Here is a 20,323-nt window from a genome sequence, read left to right on the forward strand (position 1 = left end):
CCGGAACTCGCTCTCTCGAGGCGGTAGTACCTCGATAACAACGGTCGTGTAGGTGCCCCCATATGGGTGTGCAGCGTGCGCTGGTGTACTCCGTGACCTTTGGTAGAGCGACCCAAACAGCTACGGTCGAAACCCACCTCTCTCTACAGCGGGGAACTGCCATGCCAGCCGTACATGGCGACCAGCACGCACCGAACGGAAGGGCAAGATCGAACGCTGTAGTCGGTTAGATGCTTCGAACCATACTCGTTCTCTTCGCGACACGCTCGACCGGCGTTCGAGAGCGGGTGCGGAATTCAACTTACATCGACCCGGGGTGGGTCCGGATCGATACGCGGTCGCTGGCCGTCTTTCGCATCGTCGCCGGCGCGCTCATCGTCGCGGACATCCTGCTTCGATCGCGAAACTTCGCGTTCTTCTACACCGAAGACGGCGTCGTTCCCCAGTCGGTGGCGACGGAGCTGACGGTCGACAACGCGTTCTCGGTCTACTATCTCACGACGGATTCGACGATCATCGCGGCCCTGTTCGTCGTGCAACTCCTGGTCGCGCTCCAACTCATCGTCGGCTACAAGACGACGCTTGCGACCGTCCTCTCCTTCCTGCTCGTCGTCTCGCTGGACCACCACAACCCGTTAGTGCTCAGCTACGCCGACGTGCTCTTCCGACTGTTGCTGTTCTGGGCTATTTTCCTGCCACTGGGGGAACGGTGGTCCGTCGACGCCCTCCACGCCGAATCGGAACTGAGACCGGGGGTCACCAGCCTCGCCTCCGCCGCGATACTGGCCCAGATCGTCTACATGTATTTCCACAACGGCTACCACAAGACGGAGTCCGAACTGTGGACCGGCGGCGAGGCCACGCCCCTGATTATGGGGCTCGACAACACGACGTTCCTTCTCGGCGAGTTCACGCGAAACTTCCCGACGCTCCTCCAGTACGGCGGGCTGACGTGGTACTACATGCTGCTGTTCTCGTGGCTCCTCTTGCTCCTCCGCGGGCGGGCCCGAACGCTCCTCGTCGCGATGTTCATCGGCGGACACGCCTCCTTCGCGATCACGGTCCGAATCGGCGCGTTTCCCTACGTCTCGATGATGGGATTGGTCCTCTTCCTACAGACGTCGTTCTGGGACGATCTGTCCGCCGTGCGTCGCTCCGTCCCCGTCGATAGCGGTCGATTCGCGTCGCCTCGAGCCGAACTCGAGCGAGTCGCCTCCCGCTTCCCCCAGTTCGGATTCGACTCCGAAACCCGAACGCGGCTCACGTCGGGTCTCTCGACGCTCGTGCTGGCCATTGCAGTCGTGTCCGTCCTGGTGATTCCGGCGGTGGCAAACCTGCCGATCGCCGGCTTCGTCGACGACGAGGGCGGTCCCAAGGAGCGAGTCGACGACACCGCGGCGATCATCGGCGTGAATCAGCCGGAGTGGAGCGTCTTCGCACCCCATCCGCGAACCTCCGACCGGTACTACGTCTTCTCGGCGGCGACGGCCGACGGCGATCCGATCGACGTCTACAACGATCGGGCGGTTACGTACGAACGGCCGCACGACGAACTCCAGCAACAGTTCGGGACCTATCGGGAACGGTTCTACATGAACAGCGTCAGGAGCGGCGGTCCCAACGACATCGTCTCGGCGACGCTCGCGGAACACCTCTGTACGACGTGGCAGGACGATCACGGCGAGGAACTTACGCACGTCAATATGTACTACGTCGTCGAGGACGTGACGCTCGAGACGATCGACGAGCCGGCGGACCGTGACACGGAGATATACCCGTTCTACGCCCATGGCTGCGGCGATAACGAGCCTCGAGAGATCGCGCCGCCTGAGTGATGAGGATCGATGCCGACCGTTCGACGATCTGGACCGGCACGGACACTCCCGGTTGGTGAGTGGACTCGAGCCCGAGAACTCCCCAACCGATTCTTGTGCGTTCGGACACGAACGGGTGTATGGACGCGCCACCACTCGAGCTCCCGTCAGTCGGCCTCGGAACCATGGGAATCGACGACCCCGCGGTGATCGAGACGGCGCTCGAACTGGGCTACCGCCACCTCGACACCGCACAGATCTACGAGAATGAGGCCGTCGTCGGCGAGGGGCTCGCCCGCGCGCTCGAGTCGAACGTCGTCGACCGAGACGACGTCACCGTCGCGACGAAAGTCTGGGCCGACAGCCTCGCGCCCGAGGACGTTCGCCGGACGACCTGCGAGAGCCTCGAGCGACTGGGTCTCGAGACCGTCGACCTCCTCTACGTCCACCGGCCGATCGACACCTACGATCCCGAGACCACCCTGCCCGCCTTCGACGACCTCGTCGCCGACGGACTCGTCGGTCACGTCGGGGTGAGCAACTTCACGGTGGACGAACTCGAGCGGGCGCGAGGGATCCTCGATTCACCGATTGCGGCCCACCAGGCCGAGTACCATCCGCTGTTCCAGTCCGAAGAGTTGCTCGAGCAGGCCCGCGAGCACGGCTCCCCGCTGGTCGGGTACGCGCCGCTTTCGGGCGGCCGCGTTCGCGACGTCGAGGCGGTCGCTTCGGTCGCGGCGAAACACGAGACGACGCCCGAAGCGGTCGCGATCGCGTGGCTGGTTGCGAAAGAGGGCGTCGTGACGATTCCGAAAGCGAGCAGTCGATCTCATCTGGCCGCGAATCTCGAGGCGGTCGAATTAGAACTCGAATCAGAGGACATCGGCCGGATCGACGCCCTCGAGCGGGAGGAAGAGCTGTTTCCGGAGTGAGTGGGCTCTCCCGGCCGGTGGTCTCTCTGGTCGGCCTCGCCGAACGCCGAATCCGAGTCGGCTCGAGGCAGTAAATCAACGAGCAGCCGATCGACATCGAGCACCCCACTGCTGGTCCTCAGTCGCTCGAGTCCTTCCACTCGCCGATCGCTTCGTCCTCGAACTCACCCTTCGCTTCGCGTTCGTCCCGTCGGAGGAGGATACCGAGGAGCCCGAGATAGAAGCTGCCGACGATAGCGAGGACGACCGTGCCCGGCAGCGTCCCGATCGACGCCGCCTCGAGAAACGGCGTCTCGGGCATGAACGCGGTGATACGAAAGAGCCAGGCGAGCAACAGAACGCTGATCAGCGCGAGGTAGATGCGTCGGAGTCGGTGTTCGACCGCCTCGAGCAGCGTGATTTTCATCGTCGGGTCGCGATAGTCCGCGGCGAGTTTCTCGCGCCAGTCACCGTGCTCGACTTCCTGCGCCGGATCGAGGGTCGTCACGAGCAAGTTCTGCTGAAAGAGCCTCACTCGCGAGCGGTAGACGTCGTAATCTCGATACCGCCGGGCCTCGATGAGCAAGAACAGCGTCGCGACCAGGACGCCGACGAGGATGATATAGTGTGGGTTGTCGGGACTCGAGAACGCCCAGGTGAGGATCGCGGCCATCACCGTCACGCTCCAGGTCGTCGTCTGATCGAGCCGCGAGCGCCAGGTGGTCTCGCGATCCAGTTCACCGCGGTAGGCATCGCCGAGAGCGGTGCTCAGTTCGGAGACGTCCCGCCCTATCGTCTCGCCCACGTTGGCGTCAGTCTCCGTATCGGTGTCGTCGTCCATCTGGAACCACGTGTGATAGACGACCGCTGGGCGGAAATACTCGAGCGGTTGCACTGTGAGTACGGACGGCTGTTCGAGGGGGACTGTCGAGTCCCGGAGGGGCGTCTGTTCTCGTGCCGACCGGATCCTGCGGGACGCCTCGTGGATACGGAGTTCACACGGCTCTCGTCGTCGTGTTCGATGGGTCGCCACAGAGCGTGAGACCGTTCCCTACCGACTGATAGTGTGGATCGACAACCGGAGCGATGGACGGAGACGAGAGCGCACTCGACGCCAGTCCCGTTCTCGACAGGGGTCGGGAGTTCGTCCGTTTCACGCACACGGTCATTCCGTCTACCGAACGTGTTAAGAGAACAATAGCAACGATCGTTCCTCCTCCCAGACGTGACAAGGGACCAATAGTAAGTTGCTGTAATCTCCTGATACGATCTACAGTTGAGTGGCAGACGTCGGTTTCTCGAAGCAACGGGGGCAGTAGCAGGCTGAACAGTGATCTCTAGCTGTGCCTCGGTTCAACCGCCGCCACCGCCACAGAACATCGAAACCAACGTCACCGGCGACCGGTTCCAAACGAGGCGAGACGGCGGGGAGTGGACGGATATCCGCACTCGAGGCGTGAATCTCGGCATGGCGAAACCGGGTCGCTTTCCCGGGGAGGCGGCGATCACGAAATCCGAGTACAGTCGCTGGCTGAGACAGATTTCGGCGATGAACGCGAACGTGATCCGAACGTACACCCTCCATCCACCGGCGTTCTACGACGCACTCGCCGAGCACAACGTCGACCGAGAGGAGCCGTTGTTACTCTTACAGGGAAACTGGCTCAACGAGCAGGTGATGGACGAAGCGGGCGATATGTTCGATTCCGACGTGCTCGAGATTCAAAAAGAGCGGACGGAGAACGGTATCGATGCGGTACACGGAAACCTCTTTCCAGTGCTCGCTCACCGTGGGGGCAGTTCGTTTTGCGCTGGAATCCAGTTACACTCACAGTCCCGCGAAGGGCAACAGCAGCTGTTATGACAGGGCTCGGCTGCATCAACGCGGACGATTGGACAGTCGAGTGCTCCCACCAGACACCGCATATTCTCACCGTCACCATCACCGTCGACGAGTGGGAACCGCATCCGCTCCTGGTGGTGTTGGTGCTCGTCGTCGGTCTCCTGTATCTCCTTCCCCGTCTGGGGGTTCCGGCCGGTGCGCGCCGAACGTTTGCTGATCGACGCGAGCTGCTGTGGCCCATCTCCCTCGTGGAATGCTGGAGGGAGGTAGGCGAGTGATTCGCGGTCGAATTCGCCGTCGTAGCAGACTGAACCGAATCCGCCTCGTTCGCGAGTGAATCCTGACTCCGCCGCCCGTCGCATCGCTGCGTAGTCGTCTCCGTGTTCGATATCGACGATATCGTTCGGGCCGTCGGCGACCAGCATCGTCACACTGTTTACGTAGAGTGCGGCGTCGTCGATGATCCAGCCACCGACGTAGAGCAACTGGTTGTCGTGACGGATACGCCGGGCGTGAAACAGCGCCGGCATCGGGCAGGGACAGCCATCGGGCTGGACCGTGACCGCACCGACGAGACAGGAACTCATCGCAGTCCCACCACTGCTCGTCTCCTCGCCCCAGGTTGACGGGAGCGTCGCCGATCCATCGGCGTCGCTGTCACGGTCGCGGTGGTCCGGGACGGACCGCCACGATGGTTCGTTTTCATCGCTGGGGATCGTACAGACGACGACGCTCTCTCCCGTGCGTTCGACGGCGATACCCCGACCGCTGCCGTCGGTGTCGATCGCGAGGTGTGTCGACCGACAGACGACGTCGTTGTCGTCGCCCGCCTCAGTGGCTTCCCAGGAATTACCGCCCCAGCAGTATACGTTCCCATCGTCGGTCCCCGCCTTCGCCCGGCCCCACGCGTATACGCTGCCGTCGCTATCGAGACGGGACGCCTCGGCGGAGAGGTGGTCGAGTAGAATCCCCGGTGTGATCACGTCCGCGAGTGACTCTTCACGGCCAGTCACGCTGGCGTCTGGAACGACGACGACGAACCGCTGGGAGACTGTCGGCTCATCGTCGAGATACTCGTAGAGTTGATCGATCGTGTCCTCGTCGAACTCGTCGTCTTCGTCGCCGACGTCGATTTGGGATCTCCGCTTGTTCGACCGGACGCTGTTGTAATCCTGTGCCATCATCTTCGAATCCATGTAGATGCCGTCGAGATCGACCGTTCTGGAGGCGCCCTCGAGCTCACCGCTAGCGGCGATGGGCACGTACTCTTGGGTGTACTTCGTTTCCACTTGCTGGCGCTCTCCCGTTCGATTTGCTCCACCGGCGTAGAAAAACGACGGGCTCACCGTCGTCGTCGAGACGAGTCTCCCGACTGCTTCGTCCTCAACCCGACCCCGGATGTCGTCGACACATCCGCCCAGACTGATCAGTCCTACCGCTCCAGCCGCGGCGAGCAACTCTCGCCTCGGTATCGGTCCATCGCTTCCTCGACGACTGTGTGCACTCATATTATCAACTTATTTATGATACTCTAGAACTTAACAGTATCTGTAATTAGCGTTTCAGTTCGAGCATAGACCGTTACGAGTGAATTACGTGTGGAAACGCTTCAGGAAGCCTTTCGACATCGATCTCGTCACTCCAAACAACGGAGCGATAGATCAGATCTCTTCGAAAGTACACTTCGTAGTTCGAACATAAACCCAATTCCTGTCGATCAAAATGGACCGGAAGCCTGTCCCCATTACGTCCACACCGGCAACTACAGTTCTCTTCATCGCAGCCAGAACAAGGCCGATCTCTGCCGATGTTTGTGGCATCTCATACGGGAGATCGAGCGCTTCGGGAGAGGATTTCTCCAAATAAATCGGAGAGAACGAAGCGATCTCACCACTACACATCGTCGCCCAGACTGGCAAGTACGTCGTCGAGCCCATATAGAAGGCGGTCTGCGTGTTCGTTCTCGAACACGAGCGGCGGGCGGATCTTCAACACGTTGTCGTGCCTCCCGGACGTCCCGACGAGGATCCGACGTTGCCGAAGCCGATTGACGATTTCCACCGCTTCGTCAGTCGCTGGCGTCCACGTCTCTCGATCGGAGACGAGTTCCACACCGACCATGAGTCCGCTCCGTCGAATCTCGCCGATACGTTCGTACTCCGTAGCCAACTTCGCCAGACCGGAATGGAGATGCTCGCCAACTTCGCCGGCCTGTTCCAGCAACTGTTCGTCTTCGAGAACGTCGAGGACTGTGAGGGCCGCGGCAGATGACACCGGATTTCCGCCGAACGTGCTGAATATGCCGGAGCCATCACGGAGCGTCGACAGGATCTCAGATCGCGTCACGACGGCAGCAACGGGGTATCCGTTCCCCATCGGTTTGCCCATCGTGACGATGTCCGGAACGATGTCTGCCTCCTGAAATCCCCACGTGTTCGAAGCGGTTCGGCCGAACCCTGACTGTACCTCGTCGGCGATGATTACGCCGTCCGCCTCGCGCACGTGATCGGTCATCTCGGTCAGGTGCTCGCCGTCTGGAGGAAAAATCCCGGTGCTCGTAAACAACGGATCGAAGATGAACGCAGCGGGCCCCACGTTTCGGTTTTCGAGCGCATCCAGCGCACCGATCATCGGTTCTGAACGTTCGGTCGTTTCGCTCCAGTGGTGACTCGACCGCCGGACTGGCGGTGCGACAGTTTCGACGTGAGCCGGCTGGGTGCCGTCCGACCAGTACTTCGGCGACAGCGACGCTGTCGATTCCGTAATGCCGTGGTACGCGTGATCAGCGACGATCGCCCCGTCGCGTCCCGTCGCAGCGGTCGCCAGTCGCCAGGCGATATCGTTCGCCTCGCTCCCCGAGTTGACTAACAACACCCGGTCGAGCTCGTCGGGCATCGTCTCCAACAGTCGTTCGGAAAGCGTGGTCACTGATTCGTGTAAGTACCGCGTGTTCGTCGTCAACGTCCGAGTTTGTCCGGCAACGGCCGCCGCGACGTCGGGGTTTCCGTGGCCGAGGACCTGTACGTTGTTGTACGCGTCGAGGTAGCGGCGACCGTCCTGATCGAACAGCCAGACACCGTCGCCAGCGGCGAAGTGTACGGGATCACGGTAAAAAAGCGGTGCCGGCCCGAGAACCTCGCGGCGACGCGAGAGCAGGTCGGACGTATCGGTCCGCTGGTACGGAACGTCTCCTTCCAGGGCGGCGGCTTGCAGCAGTTGCCGCATCACATCCGGACCGGTTTCATCGAGCGCGATCAACGAATCCCACACTTCGGCGACGTCGGTGGTGTTGTGTTCGTAATTCGCGCCTTCCCGTACGTGCATGATCCCCCTGACGGCGAGTCGTGCCAACACGAGATCGGGCAGCAGCCGAAGTTCGTCCTCCTCGAGCGGCGTAACGGTCACGTATCCCCTGACAATGGACTGGGCCGCCGACAGCGGGTCGTCCCGGCGAGGCAGTACGTTCGCGAGCACGACGGCGAGGTCGCAGACGAGTGCCGTGTAGGTGAGGTCACCGAAGTCCGTGATCCCGCTCACTCGGTTGTCGTCGTCGAACAGCACGTTGTTCAGCCCGAGGTCGTTGTGCACGACCTGCGCCCGGAGCGAATCAAAGACCGGGTCTACGTTCGCTTCGAAACGGTCGAGAACGCGTTCGGCGGTGGCGCGTCGCTGCTCGTCGTCGATCTGGTCGAGCATCGCGTGGAAATCGGAGGCGTACCGAAGATCCCAGAGTACGTCGTACCTCGCGTCCGGGTGGAAAAAGCCCCGTAGCGCCTTCCCCATCGTTGCGACGGACTCGCCGTACGCGAATAGCGCGTCGCGCGAGAGCTCCCCGGGCGAGGGGGTCCGCCCCGGAACGAACGAGTACAGTTGCACAAAGTAGCTGTCGCCGTCCTCGATGAGTGTGGTCCACGGCTCTCCATCAGTCGTCGGAATGGTCTCCATTACCGGCAGGTCGAGGTCGGCCCGGTGTACGTGCTCAATTGCCTGCGTTCGGAGGTCGATCACGCCGCGGTCGTCCGCTGAATTGACTATTTTGAGGACGAAGGCGTCTCCGCTATCCGCGTCGATACGGAAGTTCTGATCCCGCTCACCGCCCAGTTTCGTCGCCGTTCCGGATACCCCGAAGGCACGATCGGCGACCGTCGACGCTCCGGTGGCATCGATTGGCGGCGGGTCGGTCACGATCGGTTCGGACCCGCGTATTTCGTCGATCATCTCACGCCACCTTTCGGACGGAGTTCATACATCGACTGCTCCGAGTGGGCTGTTAAACATTTTGTGCAGCAGAACATCCAGTGTCCTCGAGATGTCGCTGCTGCCCGTCTCATCGGCGCCAACCTGCAACGGCTCCGTCGTCGGTGGGACGTGGCTCAGCGAACGCTATCGACGAATCGACTCCTGCTCGCCGAGTCACAGAGGCATCGACCCAAGCACTACTGGAGTACAGCCACTCTCGTTATGAGTTAGCCATTGCATGCATTTTGTATCGGTCACCAGCAGGGCGAGGGTTCCGACCGTTCTCGACCAACCGTACAGAATCAAGTAGTAGAATGAGGCCTCGGCACTCATAGGGCTCGTCACCGCCGGGTGCCGAGTCCGGCTCGGAGCGAGTGACTCGTCATCGGCCACTCGAGCATAGCGCACTCTCTCAAAAGACGGTTTGGATTACTCGAGCGGGATCAAATACCAACGAAGTTGCTACGAGCCGCCCGCGAACGCGGTGTTGAACTCGTCGATCAGGTTCTCGAGTCGCGCCCGATTCTGATTCGAGAACGTCTGCGGGGCGCGGTCGGTGGCCGTCCGCGGGTCCGTCGTGGGGGTCGTCGTTTCGGCGGGGGTCGCTCGAGTTGTGGTTCGGTCGGGCTGTCGTTCGGTCTGGGTCTGCAAGTGTTGTGTGCTCATGTCGGTCGGATGGATTTTGTGTCGTCGGAATACGATGCTGGGGACTCGTCGGAGAGAAGGGGCGAGTTTACGCTACTACGTGTACGACCGACATCTGTACTCACCCCTACAGGCTCCTCCATTATAAAAGTTCATGATAGATAATCCTCCCACCGAAACCCGCGCGAAAGTAAGTGCTAAGGTAGCAACTAACACAGTCGACTCGAGACGGCGATCCGGCTGACGTGACGGCCACGGTGGCGAACCGGAGATGCGAGCCATCCCGTCCCGAGAGTCGAGGAAGCCCCGCGAGCGCTCGGGTGCGCGCTCACAAATTAAGGCGGTACGGGTGAGAGCACTCGAGTAGACGCTTCGATGGGTGGTGACGACGATTCCGAAACGGACGCAGCGATCGATGACCCTCCGAGACCCGCTCGGCCGGACGTGAGCTTCGTGATCCCGACGCGAAACGAGGCCGACTACCTCCGGGCCGCACTCTCGAGCATCGCGGCGCTGGACACGAGCTACGGCTACGAGGTGTTCGTCGTCGACGGCGGCTCGACGGACGATACGCAAGCGATCGCTCGAGCGTACGATGCGACCGTGCTCGAGGCCCCCGACTCGGGCATCGCTCGCGCCAGGAATCTGGGTGCGGCCGCCGCACGCGGTGAGTGGCTTGCGTTCGTCGACGCCGACACCGAACTCCGGGCGAACTACCTCACCGAACTGCTCGGCTACCTCGAAGCGAACGGGCTTGCAGCCGGCAGCTCCTTCTGTCGGATCACCGGCCCGCGACGCGCGAGGCTGATGGAGGTGACGATCAACCACGTCTTCCCGCGACTCGAGTACCCCATCCTCCCCGGTTTCAATTACGTCATCCATCGGCGCGCGTTCGACGAGTTGGGCGGCTTCCCGGAGGTTCCGAACGAGGATACCGCGTTCAGCCGGCGGCTCGCCCGCCGGTATCCGACGGGCTACTGTCCCGAGGTGCTGGTCGAGAGTTCCGGCCGCCGGATCGCCGCGGACGGCCTGACCGGCACGCTCTGGCACTACGCGACGCTGGATGTCGCACGAATTCGGCAGTCGAGACGCAGCGGGTTCACGCCGTAATCGACATTTCGGCACCCACAGGGCCACCGTTTTTTTGTTGTCGCCGTCGGAGGACCCTCCGTGACGATTCCCCCAGAGGCCGAACGACTGCTCGAGAGCGAGCCGCTGATGGCCCACCTCGGGACCAGCGTCGACGATCGGCCACACGTCGCCCCCGTCTGGTACCGCTACGCCGAGGATGACGCCGTCGAGATCGTGACGACGGGTCGGAAACTGTCGAACGTTCGCGAGAATCCTCGCGTCGCCCTCTCCGTGCAGGCTGACGACGCGGGACAGACGCGCTGGATGGTGACGCTGCTCGGCACGGCGACGGTCGTCGACGACGAGGACGAAGCGACCGACGCACGCAGGCGGATCAACGAAAAGTACGGCGCGGAATCCGAAGCCTACGCCGAGAACACGCTCGTCCGAATCGACGTGGGTTCGGCGAGTTACCAGACGTACTGACGGTCCCGTTCGTCTCGCCTCGCGATCGGTATCGGTCGAACCGTTGCTGATCCGGACCGTCAGGCTACGTACAGTGGCCCGTGCTGTTCGTCAGCCGAGAGTCGGTGCGATGGCCGGCGAGACCGATCGAAATCGAATCGCCCCGTGAGCGCCAGTCTCAACCCGCTGCCACTTTCGCCCTCGAACCGCCGCGTTCGAACGTAGTAGGGAGAGGATACGGACTGTAACCGACCCTAACAGGTCTTGTACCGTGATCTATTGTCCCGTATGTGCTGGATTACGATTACTACGTTCGTTCTGTGATTAGTCGAGTAACAGACAATGGACGACCTGACTGGATTCCAACGAGACCTCCTGTACGTGATCGCCGGCGCCGACCAGCCGTCTGGTCAAGATGTAAAATCCGAGATAGAAGCCTACTATAGCGCAGACATCAACCACGGTCGGTTGTATCCGAATCTCGACACGCTCGTGAACAAGGAACTGGTCGACAAAGGCCAGCACGACAGGCGAACGAACTACTACGAAATTTCCGAGAAGGGGAGCCGGTCGATCGACGACCGTCAGCGGTGGATACAACAGTACATCTAACCGGTAGCTCGTCCGTCGTCCCGACTGCACGTCCAGCGTCGCCGCCCACTACTGCGTCTCGAGTCGTTCGAGCGCGGCCGCGACCACGAGCGGCAGCGTGATCGTCGCGTCCGCGTAAACCGAGACGTTCTCGGCGTCTTTCTCGAGTTTTCCCCACGACCGGGCCTCGTCGAGCGTCGCGCCGGAGAGCCCGCCGGTCTGTTTGGGGTCCATCGTCAACTGCACGCCGTAGTCGTAGGCCCCTGGTGTGACGAGCATCGTCTGGAGGGTGAAGTTCTTGGGGACGCCGCCGCCGACGACGAACGCGCCGGCCTCGTCGGCGTCGAACGCGATGTCGGTGAGCGGCGTCATGTCCGAAAGCGCGTCGAGCGAGAACGGGCCAGTCTGGGAGTACATCCAGGCCTGCAGGCCGAGCACGGAGTCTTGGACGGCAGGACAGTAAATCGGGACGTCGCTCTCGTAGGCCGCGGCGGCGATACCGGGGGCTTCGTCGACACCGTCCCGCTCGTTCACCTCGGCGTTGGCTCGCCCCAACTCTTCGGTGAGACGCTGGATCGAAACTGCCCCCTCAGATTCGCACTCAGCCTCGAGCACCGGAAACACCTCTTCGCGAAGGTGGCTTTCGAAGTCGGCGAAGAACTCCTGTGGGAGGTAGACGTTGTAGATCCGATCGACGCCCTCGTCGCGCAGCGTCTCGTCGTGTTCGCGCTCCGTCTTCCCCTCGGCGTGGACCTGTCCGTGGTGGTGTTTGCCGCCGATCGCCTCGATGGCGTCGTGGGTGAGGTTCGCGCCGGTCGTCACGAGGACGTCGATGTGGCCCTCGCGGATGAGGTCGGCGACGATCCGGCGCATTCCCGTGGGGACCATCGCGCCCGCGAGCGAGAAGAAGACGGTCACGTCGTCGTCGAACATCGACTCGGTGATGGCGACGGCCTCGTGGAGATCGGCTGCCCCGACGCCGGCGCTCCCGTACTCGTCGGCGAGTTCGCCGACCGTCATTCCGGCGCGCGCCTCGGCGTGGCCGATCGGATCGTGCGAAAACGTCTCGCGCTCTGGGTCGTGATGTCCGTCGTCCCCGTCCGCTGGATCGTCTGCGTGGTCGTTGCTCATATTCTCGAGTCGGCCGGCCAGCGGTTTGAACGCCGCGATTCGGTGCGCGTCTCGGATCGGAACCAATCATACAGACCGGTCGGCGGAGATGGCACTATCGTAGCCACTGCAAGTCAGTGCACACCTGATCGCCAGGCAGGTCGGCGATCAGTGTGTAACCCGTTGCAGTTGGTACTATCTCGCCGCGCCTGCATCGACAAAAAGTGAAGCGACGTCTCTCGTGCGTTACGGCGCGAGTGGACCACCGTTCGACGGTCGGCGATCCCCGCTGTGTGCTCGGTTAGCAATCGGATTCAGTAGTCACCATTGCAATCGGTACATTCCGTCTCCGTATCGGCCTTCTCGGTCGCGACCTCCTTTCCGTCGTGGGCGATCGTGACGTACGTCTTCTGTCCCTCGAGGACGGTGACCCAGAAGCTCTCCGAGCCCTTGCCGTCGGGGTAGAGTTTGCCGCCCTGTCCGTCGCCGTCGACGGTCCAGTTCGCTTTTACTTCGTGCTTCGTGTCGTTCGTGACGCGGAACTTCGCCTCTCGGATCGTCCGTTTGTCGGCGTCGTCGTCCTCGTCGGCTGCGTCCTCGCCGTTGTCGTAGCCGTCGTCGTCGTGGCCGTTGTCGTCATCACCGTTGTCGCCGTTATCGTCCTCGTCGACTTCTTCGCCGTCTTCGATGGTCTCGCCGTCGGGATCGAAGTCCTCGTCGGCTGCCTCCTCTTCGCCGTTGGGGTCGCCGTTCTCGCCGTTCGTGTCGGTATCACCACCGTTGTAGCCGGCGTCGTCCTTGCGCGTCCGGTAACAGACGGCCTCGAGGTCGAGTTTCTCCGCGATGCCTTTCGTCTCGCACTCGAGTTTCTCGACGTCCGCGCTGGCGACCTTCTTGCCGTCCGCGTAGACCGTGACCGTCGAGTCTTTCGTGACGGTGCCGACCCAGAACGTTTCCGAGTCTTTCTCCGGGACCGTCAGCTTCCCTTCGAGACCGTACTCGGCGTCGTCGCCGTTGTCGTAGCCAGTGTCGTCGCCGTTATCGTAGCCATCGTCGTCGTGGCCATTGTCGTCGTCGCCGTTGTCGTCCTCGTCGACCTCCTCACCGTCTTCGATCGTTTCGCCGTCGGGGTCGAAGTCCTCGTCGGCTCCTTGCTCGTCGCCGTTTGCGTCACCATTGCCGACCCCGCCGTGGGCACCGTTGTCGACCGTCCAGTTGACCTTCGCGGCCTCCTTGGTCTCGTTGTAGACGCTGAGCTTCGCGTTGCCTTTCTCGAAGCAGACGAGATCCAGTTCGAACGCGCCCGTCTTCGGGTCGGTGTCGGCCGCGTTCTTATCGTCCGCCTTGTCGTCCGAATCGTCGCCGGCCATCACGCTCGAGATACCAAGCGCGCTCCCGCCGAGTACCGTTCCCGCAGCGCCGATACCGAGCAAACTCTCGCGTCGTGAAAGTGAATTGAACTTTGTCATCGTTGGTCTTCTCGACGGACTAATCTCCGTGACCGTCGAGCTCGATCGAGTCTCTTCCCTCCCGAAGTATTGTTACTCGAGGACTATCGTCCCGAACTGATTTACAGCTATCTCTGATTGTATTCGACGAGAAATTGTTGACCAAATTACAACGTATGGAATAGGGTAGAACGCCGATCCCCCTGACGATATCGGGCGGAATTCCCTCACTACCCTCAACCTGATTACACGAGGTGCTTCGAGATATCGAGTTCGGAAAAATCGTTGTCGGTACTGAGCGATCGGGAGCGTGTCAGCCACGGCTCGCGCCCGGAAACGAGCGGCAACCAACGGTCTACGACGGTCGGCGAATCGACTCCGGAGCGATAAAACGTCGGTCGCGTTGTTCGGCTGAGGCCGCGATTCGACGGGTGCGATCGTTTACTGGCCACTGAGTCGAGGGACTGCTCGTCGGCGAGGCCAGGACGGTGCGTAAGCGCACCGTATCGTTCGAACACGGTCGTTTCTGCTGCATACGATTCGACTACGGGGGGTGATCGCGGTGAGCGAACCGGCTACAGTCCGGTCGGTTCCTCGAAGTAACTCGTCTCGAGGCCCCACCTTTCGACCAGTTCCTGCAGCGCGCGGACGCCGAACGTCTCGGTGGCGTAGTGACCCGCGAGGAAGACGTGGATACCGGCCTCTCGAGCTTCGTGGTAGGCCTTCTGTTTCCCCTCGCCCGTAATCAGCGCGTCCGCGCCGGCCGCTTCGGCTTCGTCCAGCCAGTCGGTGCCGCTGCCGGTGACGATCGCGATCTCCTCGATCTCGTCGGGGCCGAACTCGAGCGCCGGGACGGGTCGACCGCCGGTCTCGAGGCTCGACTGCAGCCGTTCGCGGAGTTCGTCGACCGTGTAGGACTCGGATGCGGTACCGCGCTGGCCGATGTACTCCGGCCCGAGCTCTCCGAAGGGGGCGCGGTCCTCGAGGTCGAGCACGTCGGCGACGCCGGCGGCGTTGCCCAGTTCCTGGTGGCCGTCCAGCGGGAGGTGCGAGACGTACAGCGCGAGGTCGTTCGCGATCAGGGGTTCGATCCGGTCGTACGTTCGCCCGGTTACCCGGTCGAAGCCGCCCCACGAGAGGCCGTGATGGGTGACGAGCGCGTCAGCGTCGGCCTCGACCGCGCGCTCGAACGTCGCTTGCACGCCGTCGACGGCGAAGGCGACGTGTTCGACCTCGCCGGCGTCGGGGCCGACCTGCAGCCCGTTCGCGCTGGCGTCGAGGTCGGCGTAGTCGTCGGTGCGCAGTTCCTCGTCGAGACGGTCGACGAACGTCGCGAGCTCCATGCCCCGAGGTTGTCCGGCGAGGTCCTTGTATTCGACTGGTTCCGCGTCGAGTCCGTATTCGACTGGTTCTACGACGAGTTGGCCGTATCGAGCCGGCGCAGCGAGCGAGCGCGATCGAATCGAGTGAGCGACGACGGCCGCGACGAGAGCCGCTCCCTACATCAGGTAGAACAGCGGGAACAGGAACACCCAGACGATGTCGACGAAGTGCCAGTAGAGCCCGAAGAACTCGACCGGTCGAGTATCCTCGAGATAGGCGTCGACGCTCGCGATCCGGTAGAGCATGAAGACGGCGATGAGCAGGCCGAGGAGCACGTGCAGGGCGTGTAACCCCGTCGTGACGTAGTAGATCGTGTACTCGAGCCCGTACCACCAGTACTCGCCGTCGGCGAACTTCACGTTGTACTCGTACGCTTTGACGCCCATGAACGTCAGTCCGAGCAGCAGTGTCGCGCTCAGGGCGCCGAGCAGCCCCTGCTTGTGCTGGCGCTCGGCGAAGGCGAGCGCGAGGACGACCGTGAAACTCGAGGTGAGCAGGATGTAGGTGTTGAGCAGGCCGGGCCAGGCGGCAAACGGCACGGTCACCCAGTTGTTCCAGCCCATGTGCAGGCGCATGAAGATGTACGAACCGATCACGGCGCCGAAGACGACGACGTCGGACGCCAGGAAGAACCAGACGCCGAGTTTCGTGTTGCCGACGCCCTCGAACGGCCAGCGCTCGGCGATGGCCATCTCGGGGGCATTGAACTCCTCGCGTCCGTACTCGAAGAGCGTGAACGCGAGAATCGCCACGCCGAGTACGGTGAAAATCGGATACAGCACGGTCGGCTCGGCGGCGGTGCTGGCGTCCTCGAGCCCGCGCGCCTGGGCGAACTCGAGTACGTACGGCGTCAGCCCCGAGAGCCCGAGGAAGAACACGAACGCCCCGAGTCCGATCCCGAGCGGCCAGATGCTCGCGTGATCCGCGTGTTCGACCTGACTCGCCTCCTCGGTCACCACGCCGCCGTCGGTCGTCGCCGACGTGTCGTCGACGAACTCGAGTCGGCCGCTGGCGTAGCTCGGCCGGCCGCTCCAGTTCTCGAGCGGCGGGGGAGAGGGGATCGCCCACTCGGCAGTGCGGGAGAACTCCCACGGGTTGTCAGGCGCATCGGGGCCCGAGATCCAGCTCTTCGCGAACGTGTAGAACATGATCAGGAACGACGCGCCGAGGACGAACGCCCCGACGGTCGCCAGCTGGTGGTAGAACTGCATCCCCTCGCCGTAATCGAAGACGCGCCGCGGCGTCTCCCAGGCGAGGAACATCGGGAAGTAGAGCAAATTAAAGCCGATGAAGTAGACCGCGAAGTTGAGCTTCCCGAGCGTCTCGGAGTACATCTTCCCGGAGAGCTTCGGCCACCAGTAGTAGAGGCCGGCGATCAACGCGGTAACCCCCGAAACCATCACGTAGTGAAAGTGCGCGACGACCCAGTAGGTGCCGCGGAACTCGTAGTCCAGCACGACCGCGCCGAGGAAGACGCCCGTGATGCCGCCGAGGATAAAGAGGACGAGCGCACCCAGCGAGAAGAGAAACGGGGTCGTAAACCGGATTCGCCCTTTGATCATCGTGTAGATCAACGCGAAGACCATCAGGTCGAACGGCAGCGAGATCCCGATGGTCGTCGCCATGAACAGCGTCTTCACCTCGAGGTTGATGGTCGTCAGGAACATGTGGTGCATCCAGACCAGGAAGGACTGAACGGCCACGAGCACCATCGAGATGATGACCCACTTTCGGCCGACGAGCCGGCGACCACAGAAGGTCTGAAACGTCTCGAACATGATCCCCAGCGCGGGGAAGAAGACGATGTACACCTCCGGATGCCCGAAGAACCAGAACAGGTGCGCCCACAGCAGACTCGAGCCCTGATCGGTCGCCATATACTGCGTGAGGAGGATTCGATCGCTCGCCTGCAACAGGAGGGCGGCGAGCAGCGCGGCGAACGCGAACAGCATCATCCAGACCGTCAGCAGCCACGACCAGGTAAACAGCGGCATGTTCCAGAGGCCCAGCCCCTCCGCACGCGACCGATGAATCGTCGTGAGGAAGTTAACGGTCCCGATCGTGATCGAGAAGACGAACAGGATCAGCGCGAGGATCGCCGCGTTACCGCCGGTCGTCGCCTCCATCGCCGGCGTGTACATCGGGACGTTCAGCGGCGCGTACATCGTCCAGCCGCCCGCGTACGATCGCCCCTGAAAGAACGACAACACGAACAGCAGCCCCGAAAAGAGGTAGAACCAGTAGCTCAGCGCGTTTAGCCGCGGGAACGCGAGATCCTTCGCCCCGATCTGCAGCGGGACGAAGTAGTTCGCGAACCCGGTCGCGATCGGGGAAAGGAACCAGAAGACCATCAGCAATCCGTGAGTCGAGACGGACTGATTGTACTCGCTTCCGGTCAGCAGCCCCGTTCCGCCCGGCGCCCACAGGTGGATGCGGAATATCAGTGCGAGAACGCCGCCCAGCAGGAGGAAAAACAGGGATGTCGCCAGATAGAGGAGGCCGACGTCCTTGTGATTCGTCGTGACGAACCAGCGCTTGACGGACGTCATCGGGGGCAGGTCGCTCATCGGGACACCCCTCGAGCAAGCCCGCTCGATTCTTCGGTCCGGTCTCCGCGACGTTCGCTGTGTGATCGGCGCGACCGTCGTCGCTGAACGCTTCGATGCGGCAGCCACCTCGGGGACCGACGAACCAGGAAGCCCATAGTCGAAACGTTCCACACCCAAGCCCCGTATGAATGTGTGTGACGCATGTGCAAGGACACGGTCGCAGGGGACGAGGTCCCTTCAACTTCCTCGAGGCGACGATTTACCGTCCTGCGCGCAGATACAGACGATATGTCACGCGAAACGGTTTCCCACGAGGACGGCGCGATCTACGAGTTCACGCCCGATCTCGAGGCGCTCGCTACGGTCGACTCGGGCGCTGAACTGACGATCGAAACGAGAGATAGCTTGGACGGCGCGGTGCAGACCGAATCGGACGTGATCGAGTCGGTCCCGGAGGAGGTCAACGCTGCAACGGGACCGATCGCACTCGAGGGTGCCCAACCCGGCGACGTGCTCCGCGTCGAGATCGAGGAGATCCGAATCGCCGAGGAACACGGCCGCGTGATCACCATCGACGGCTTCGGCCTGCTCGACGGCGACGCGGATATCGAGGCCCCGCGGACGCGGATGACACCGGTTTCGGCGGACGGCGAGACGCTCGCGTTCGACGACCTCGAGGTCCCGATCGACCCCGTCATCGGCACGATCGGCGTCGCACCCGAGTCGGAGTCGTATACGACGCTCGTGCCTCACGACCACGGCGGCAACCTCGATACGACCGATATGACGGCGGGTAGCATCGCCTACTTCCCCGTCTTTCAGGAGGGCGCGATGCTCGCGATGGGCGACTGCAAGGCCGCGATGGCCGACGGCGAGATGTGCGGCACCGGCGCCGAAATCGCCACGGAGATCGACGTCACGCTCGAGGTGATCGACGGCGACGCGGTCGATATCGACCTCGAGCGCCCGCTGGTCGAGACGGACGACGCCTGGAAGACCATCGCGAGCGCCGAGACGCTCGAGGCGGCCTGCGAACTCGCGAACCGGGACGCGATCGAGTTGCTCGCTGCGGAACACGGTTTCGACACGACCGACGCCTACCTGTTCTCGAGTCTGGTGGGTGGTCTCGAGATCAGTCAGGTGGTTGACCCGCTGGTGACGGTGCGAAACGCGGTGCCGAAGGCGCACCTGTCGTCGCCGTTCTAACCGCCTCGTATCTGTCTCTTGGGCGATCGGTACGTTTTCAATGCCGCTTCGAAATCGTCGCCGGAACATCCGTGACGAGCCCGTGTTCCGACGCGAATAACACAACAATTACCCTATCTCGCTGTCAGGTTGGCGTATGGATTCGATCGGTGTCTCGTTCGACGTCTCGTTCGATCCGACGTTCGTCTATCTTCTGCTCGTGTTGTTCGGAGCTGCGTCCCTCTATCAGGCGTTCAAGGCGTTCAGGCGGTACAGATCGATCCGCGGTGCAGCGGCGACCCTCGATCGTGAACGAGCCAGCGGGGATGCGACGATCGTCTCCGGACCGGTCTCGGTCCTCGAGTCGGCGACGCCCGAACGCGAACCGCCCGAAGCGGTGTCCGCCGTCGACCACCGGTCGGCGCTGTTCGCGTGGCGGATCCGTCGTCACTCGAGTTCGCCCGGCCGTCGCGGTTCGTCCACGACCGAGACCGCCGAGGGCGGACTGGCTGTCGGCGAGTTCGATGTCCGACACGAGGGGCGATACGTCCGGTTCGACGAGGACGCACTCGCGCCTGAATCGGAGGGCCCGAACAAGCCGTACGACCCGTTTGATGATCCAGCCCTCGATCTGGGTGATCCGACGGCCGACGTTCGACTCGGCGAACCGGATCCGGTGACGAAGGCCCTCGAGCGACTGCGGTTGATCGGCGATCGCGGGCTCTTCGGCGATCCGGAACTCGGATTCAGCGTCGGCGGGAACTCGGTAACGCCCGATCGATACCAGGCGTTCGTCGTCGGAAACGGCGACGAACTCTCGATCGAGGGGACCGTCCGGGAGACGCGAGACGGTCCCGTGCTGGAACCCGCTACCGAAACGACGCCGACCGTGGTGGCCAGCGAGCTCGGCGAACGCGGCTCGAAATATCGATCGACGGCGATTCGTCACGCCGTTCACGCGGTCGTATTGATCGCACTCGGACTGTGGCTCCCGTCGCTGTTTTGAGCCCTTTCCGCCGTACGGCATCTCCGCCTGTTCTTCCTTTCGGTCACGACAGGTCCTCGATCG

The 20,323-nt window shown here is 62.6% G+C and carries 16 protein-coding genes; 8 read left to right on the forward strand and 8 right to left on the reverse strand.

Annotated elements, in window-relative coordinates; genetic code table 11:
- Positions 1–230: 230 nt before the first annotated feature.
- Both BLT08_RS01035 and BLT08_RS01040 read left to right on the forward strand, forming a co-directional pair.
- Positions 231–1,835: an HTTM domain-containing protein gene (locus BLT08_RS01035; RefSeq protein ID WP_090302949.1), complete on the forward strand. Its 1,605-nt coding sequence runs from the start codon at positions 231–233 to the stop codon at positions 1,833–1,835.
- 119 nt (positions 1,836–1,954) lie between these two features.
- Positions 1,955–2,746 carry an aldo/keto reductase gene (locus tag BLT08_RS01040; RefSeq protein WP_090302950.1) on the forward strand — a complete coding sequence of 264 codons (792 nt, stop codon included), beginning with the start codon at positions 1,955–1,957 and terminating at the stop codon, positions 2,744–2,746.
- Between the two features lie 118 nt (positions 2,747–2,864).
- Here the strand turns inward: BLT08_RS01040 and BLT08_RS01045 are convergent, their stop codons facing one another.
- Positions 2,865–3,566 (reverse strand): DUF2270 domain-containing protein, encoded by a 702-nt coding sequence (locus tag BLT08_RS01045; protein WP_090303894.1) that lies wholly within the window; start codon positions 3,564–3,566, stop codon positions 2,865–2,867.
- A 627-nt stretch (positions 3,567–4,193) separates the two neighbouring features.
- Here BLT08_RS01045 and BLT08_RS22390 point away from each other — a divergent pair.
- A complete protein-coding gene (locus BLT08_RS22390) occupies positions 4,194–4,589 on the forward strand; it encodes a hypothetical protein (protein WP_175529207.1) in 396 nt (131 codons plus the stop codon).
- Here BLT08_RS22390 and BLT08_RS23265 read toward each other — a convergent pair.
- From BLT08_RS23265 to BLT08_RS01070, 3 genes are all read right to left on the reverse strand, one after another.
- The gene (locus tag BLT08_RS23265; RefSeq protein ID WP_217636363.1) at positions 4,511–5,857 is read right to left on the reverse strand and encodes an HU family DNA-binding protein; all 1,347 of its coding nucleotides are present in this window, start codon (positions 5,855–5,857) and stop codon (positions 4,511–4,513) included. The two genes, BLT08_RS22390 and BLT08_RS23265, sit on opposite strands and share 79 nt — an antisense overlap.
- Positions 5,858–6,461: 604 nt before the next feature.
- Positions 6,462–8,786, reverse strand: a complete 2,325-nt coding sequence (locus tag BLT08_RS01065) for an aminotransferase class III-fold pyridoxal phosphate-dependent enzyme (protein WP_090302954.1) — start codon at positions 8,784–8,786, stop codon at positions 6,462–6,464.
- Between the two features lie 483 nt (positions 8,787–9,269).
- Positions 9,270–9,473: a hypothetical protein gene (locus BLT08_RS01070; protein ID WP_090302955.1), complete on the reverse strand. Its 204-nt coding sequence runs from the start codon at positions 9,471–9,473 to the stop codon at positions 9,270–9,272.
- A gap of 354 nt (positions 9,474–9,827) precedes the next feature.
- On the opposite strand from BLT08_RS01070, the gene BLT08_RS01075 reads away from it, so the two are divergent.
- From BLT08_RS01075 to BLT08_RS01085, 3 genes are all read left to right on the forward strand, one after another.
- Positions 9,828–10,562 (forward strand): glycosyltransferase, encoded by a 735-nt coding sequence (locus tag BLT08_RS01075; RefSeq protein WP_090302956.1) that lies wholly within the window; start codon positions 9,828–9,830, stop codon positions 10,560–10,562.
- Positions 10,563–10,622: 60 nt separating this feature from the next.
- Positions 10,623–11,009 carry a pyridoxamine 5'-phosphate oxidase family protein gene (locus BLT08_RS01080; RefSeq protein WP_090302957.1) on the forward strand — a complete coding sequence of 129 codons (387 nt, stop codon included), beginning with the start codon at positions 10,623–10,625 and terminating at the stop codon, positions 11,007–11,009.
- A gap of 321 nt (positions 11,010–11,330) precedes the next feature.
- On the forward strand, positions 11,331–11,600 hold the full coding sequence (locus BLT08_RS01085) for a PadR family transcriptional regulator (protein ID WP_090302958.1): 270 nt from the start codon (positions 11,331–11,333) through the stop codon (positions 11,598–11,600).
- A gap of 48 nt (positions 11,601–11,648) precedes the next feature.
- Here the strand turns inward: BLT08_RS01085 and BLT08_RS01090 are convergent, their stop codons facing one another.
- From BLT08_RS01090 to BLT08_RS01110, 4 genes are all read right to left on the reverse strand, one after another.
- On the reverse strand, positions 11,649–12,710 hold the full coding sequence (locus BLT08_RS01090; protein ID WP_090303895.1) for a deoxyhypusine synthase: 1,062 nt from the start codon (positions 12,708–12,710) through the stop codon (positions 11,649–11,651).
- Between the two features lie 293 nt (positions 12,711–13,003).
- Entirely contained in the window at positions 13,004–14,158 is a 1,155-nt protein-coding gene (locus BLT08_RS01095; RefSeq protein ID WP_139171244.1) for a hypothetical protein, read from the reverse strand.
- Between the two features lie 554 nt (positions 14,159–14,712).
- Positions 14,713–15,480: a Nif3-like dinuclear metal center hexameric protein gene (locus BLT08_RS01105; protein WP_090302961.1), complete on the reverse strand. Its 768-nt coding sequence runs from the start codon at positions 15,478–15,480 to the stop codon at positions 14,713–14,715.
- A gap of 156 nt (positions 15,481–15,636) precedes the next feature.
- Positions 15,637–18,087 carry a cbb3-type cytochrome c oxidase subunit I gene (locus BLT08_RS01110; RefSeq protein WP_090302962.1) on the reverse strand — a complete coding sequence of 817 codons (2,451 nt, stop codon included), beginning with the start codon at positions 18,085–18,087 and terminating at the stop codon, positions 15,637–15,639.
- A gap of 270 nt (positions 18,088–18,357) precedes the next feature.
- Between BLT08_RS01110 and BLT08_RS01115 the strand changes: the two genes are divergently transcribed.
- Together BLT08_RS01115 and BLT08_RS01120 are read left to right on the forward strand one after the other, a co-directional pair.
- A complete protein-coding gene (locus BLT08_RS01115) occupies positions 18,358–19,275 on the forward strand; it encodes an acetamidase/formamidase family protein (RefSeq protein WP_090302963.1) in 918 nt (305 codons plus the stop codon).
- Positions 19,276–19,411: 136 nt separating this feature from the next.
- Positions 19,412–20,260 carry a copper transporter family protein gene (locus tag BLT08_RS01120; RefSeq protein ID WP_090302964.1) on the forward strand — a complete coding sequence of 283 codons (849 nt, stop codon included), beginning with the start codon at positions 19,412–19,414 and terminating at the stop codon, positions 20,258–20,260.
- Positions 20,261–20,323 lie beyond the last annotated feature (63 nt).

The organism is Natronorubrum texcoconense (assembly GCF_900100335.1).
In the GTDB taxonomy this organism is placed as follows: domain Archaea; phylum Halobacteriota; class Halobacteria; order Halobacteriales; family Natrialbaceae; genus Natronorubrum; species Natronorubrum texcoconense.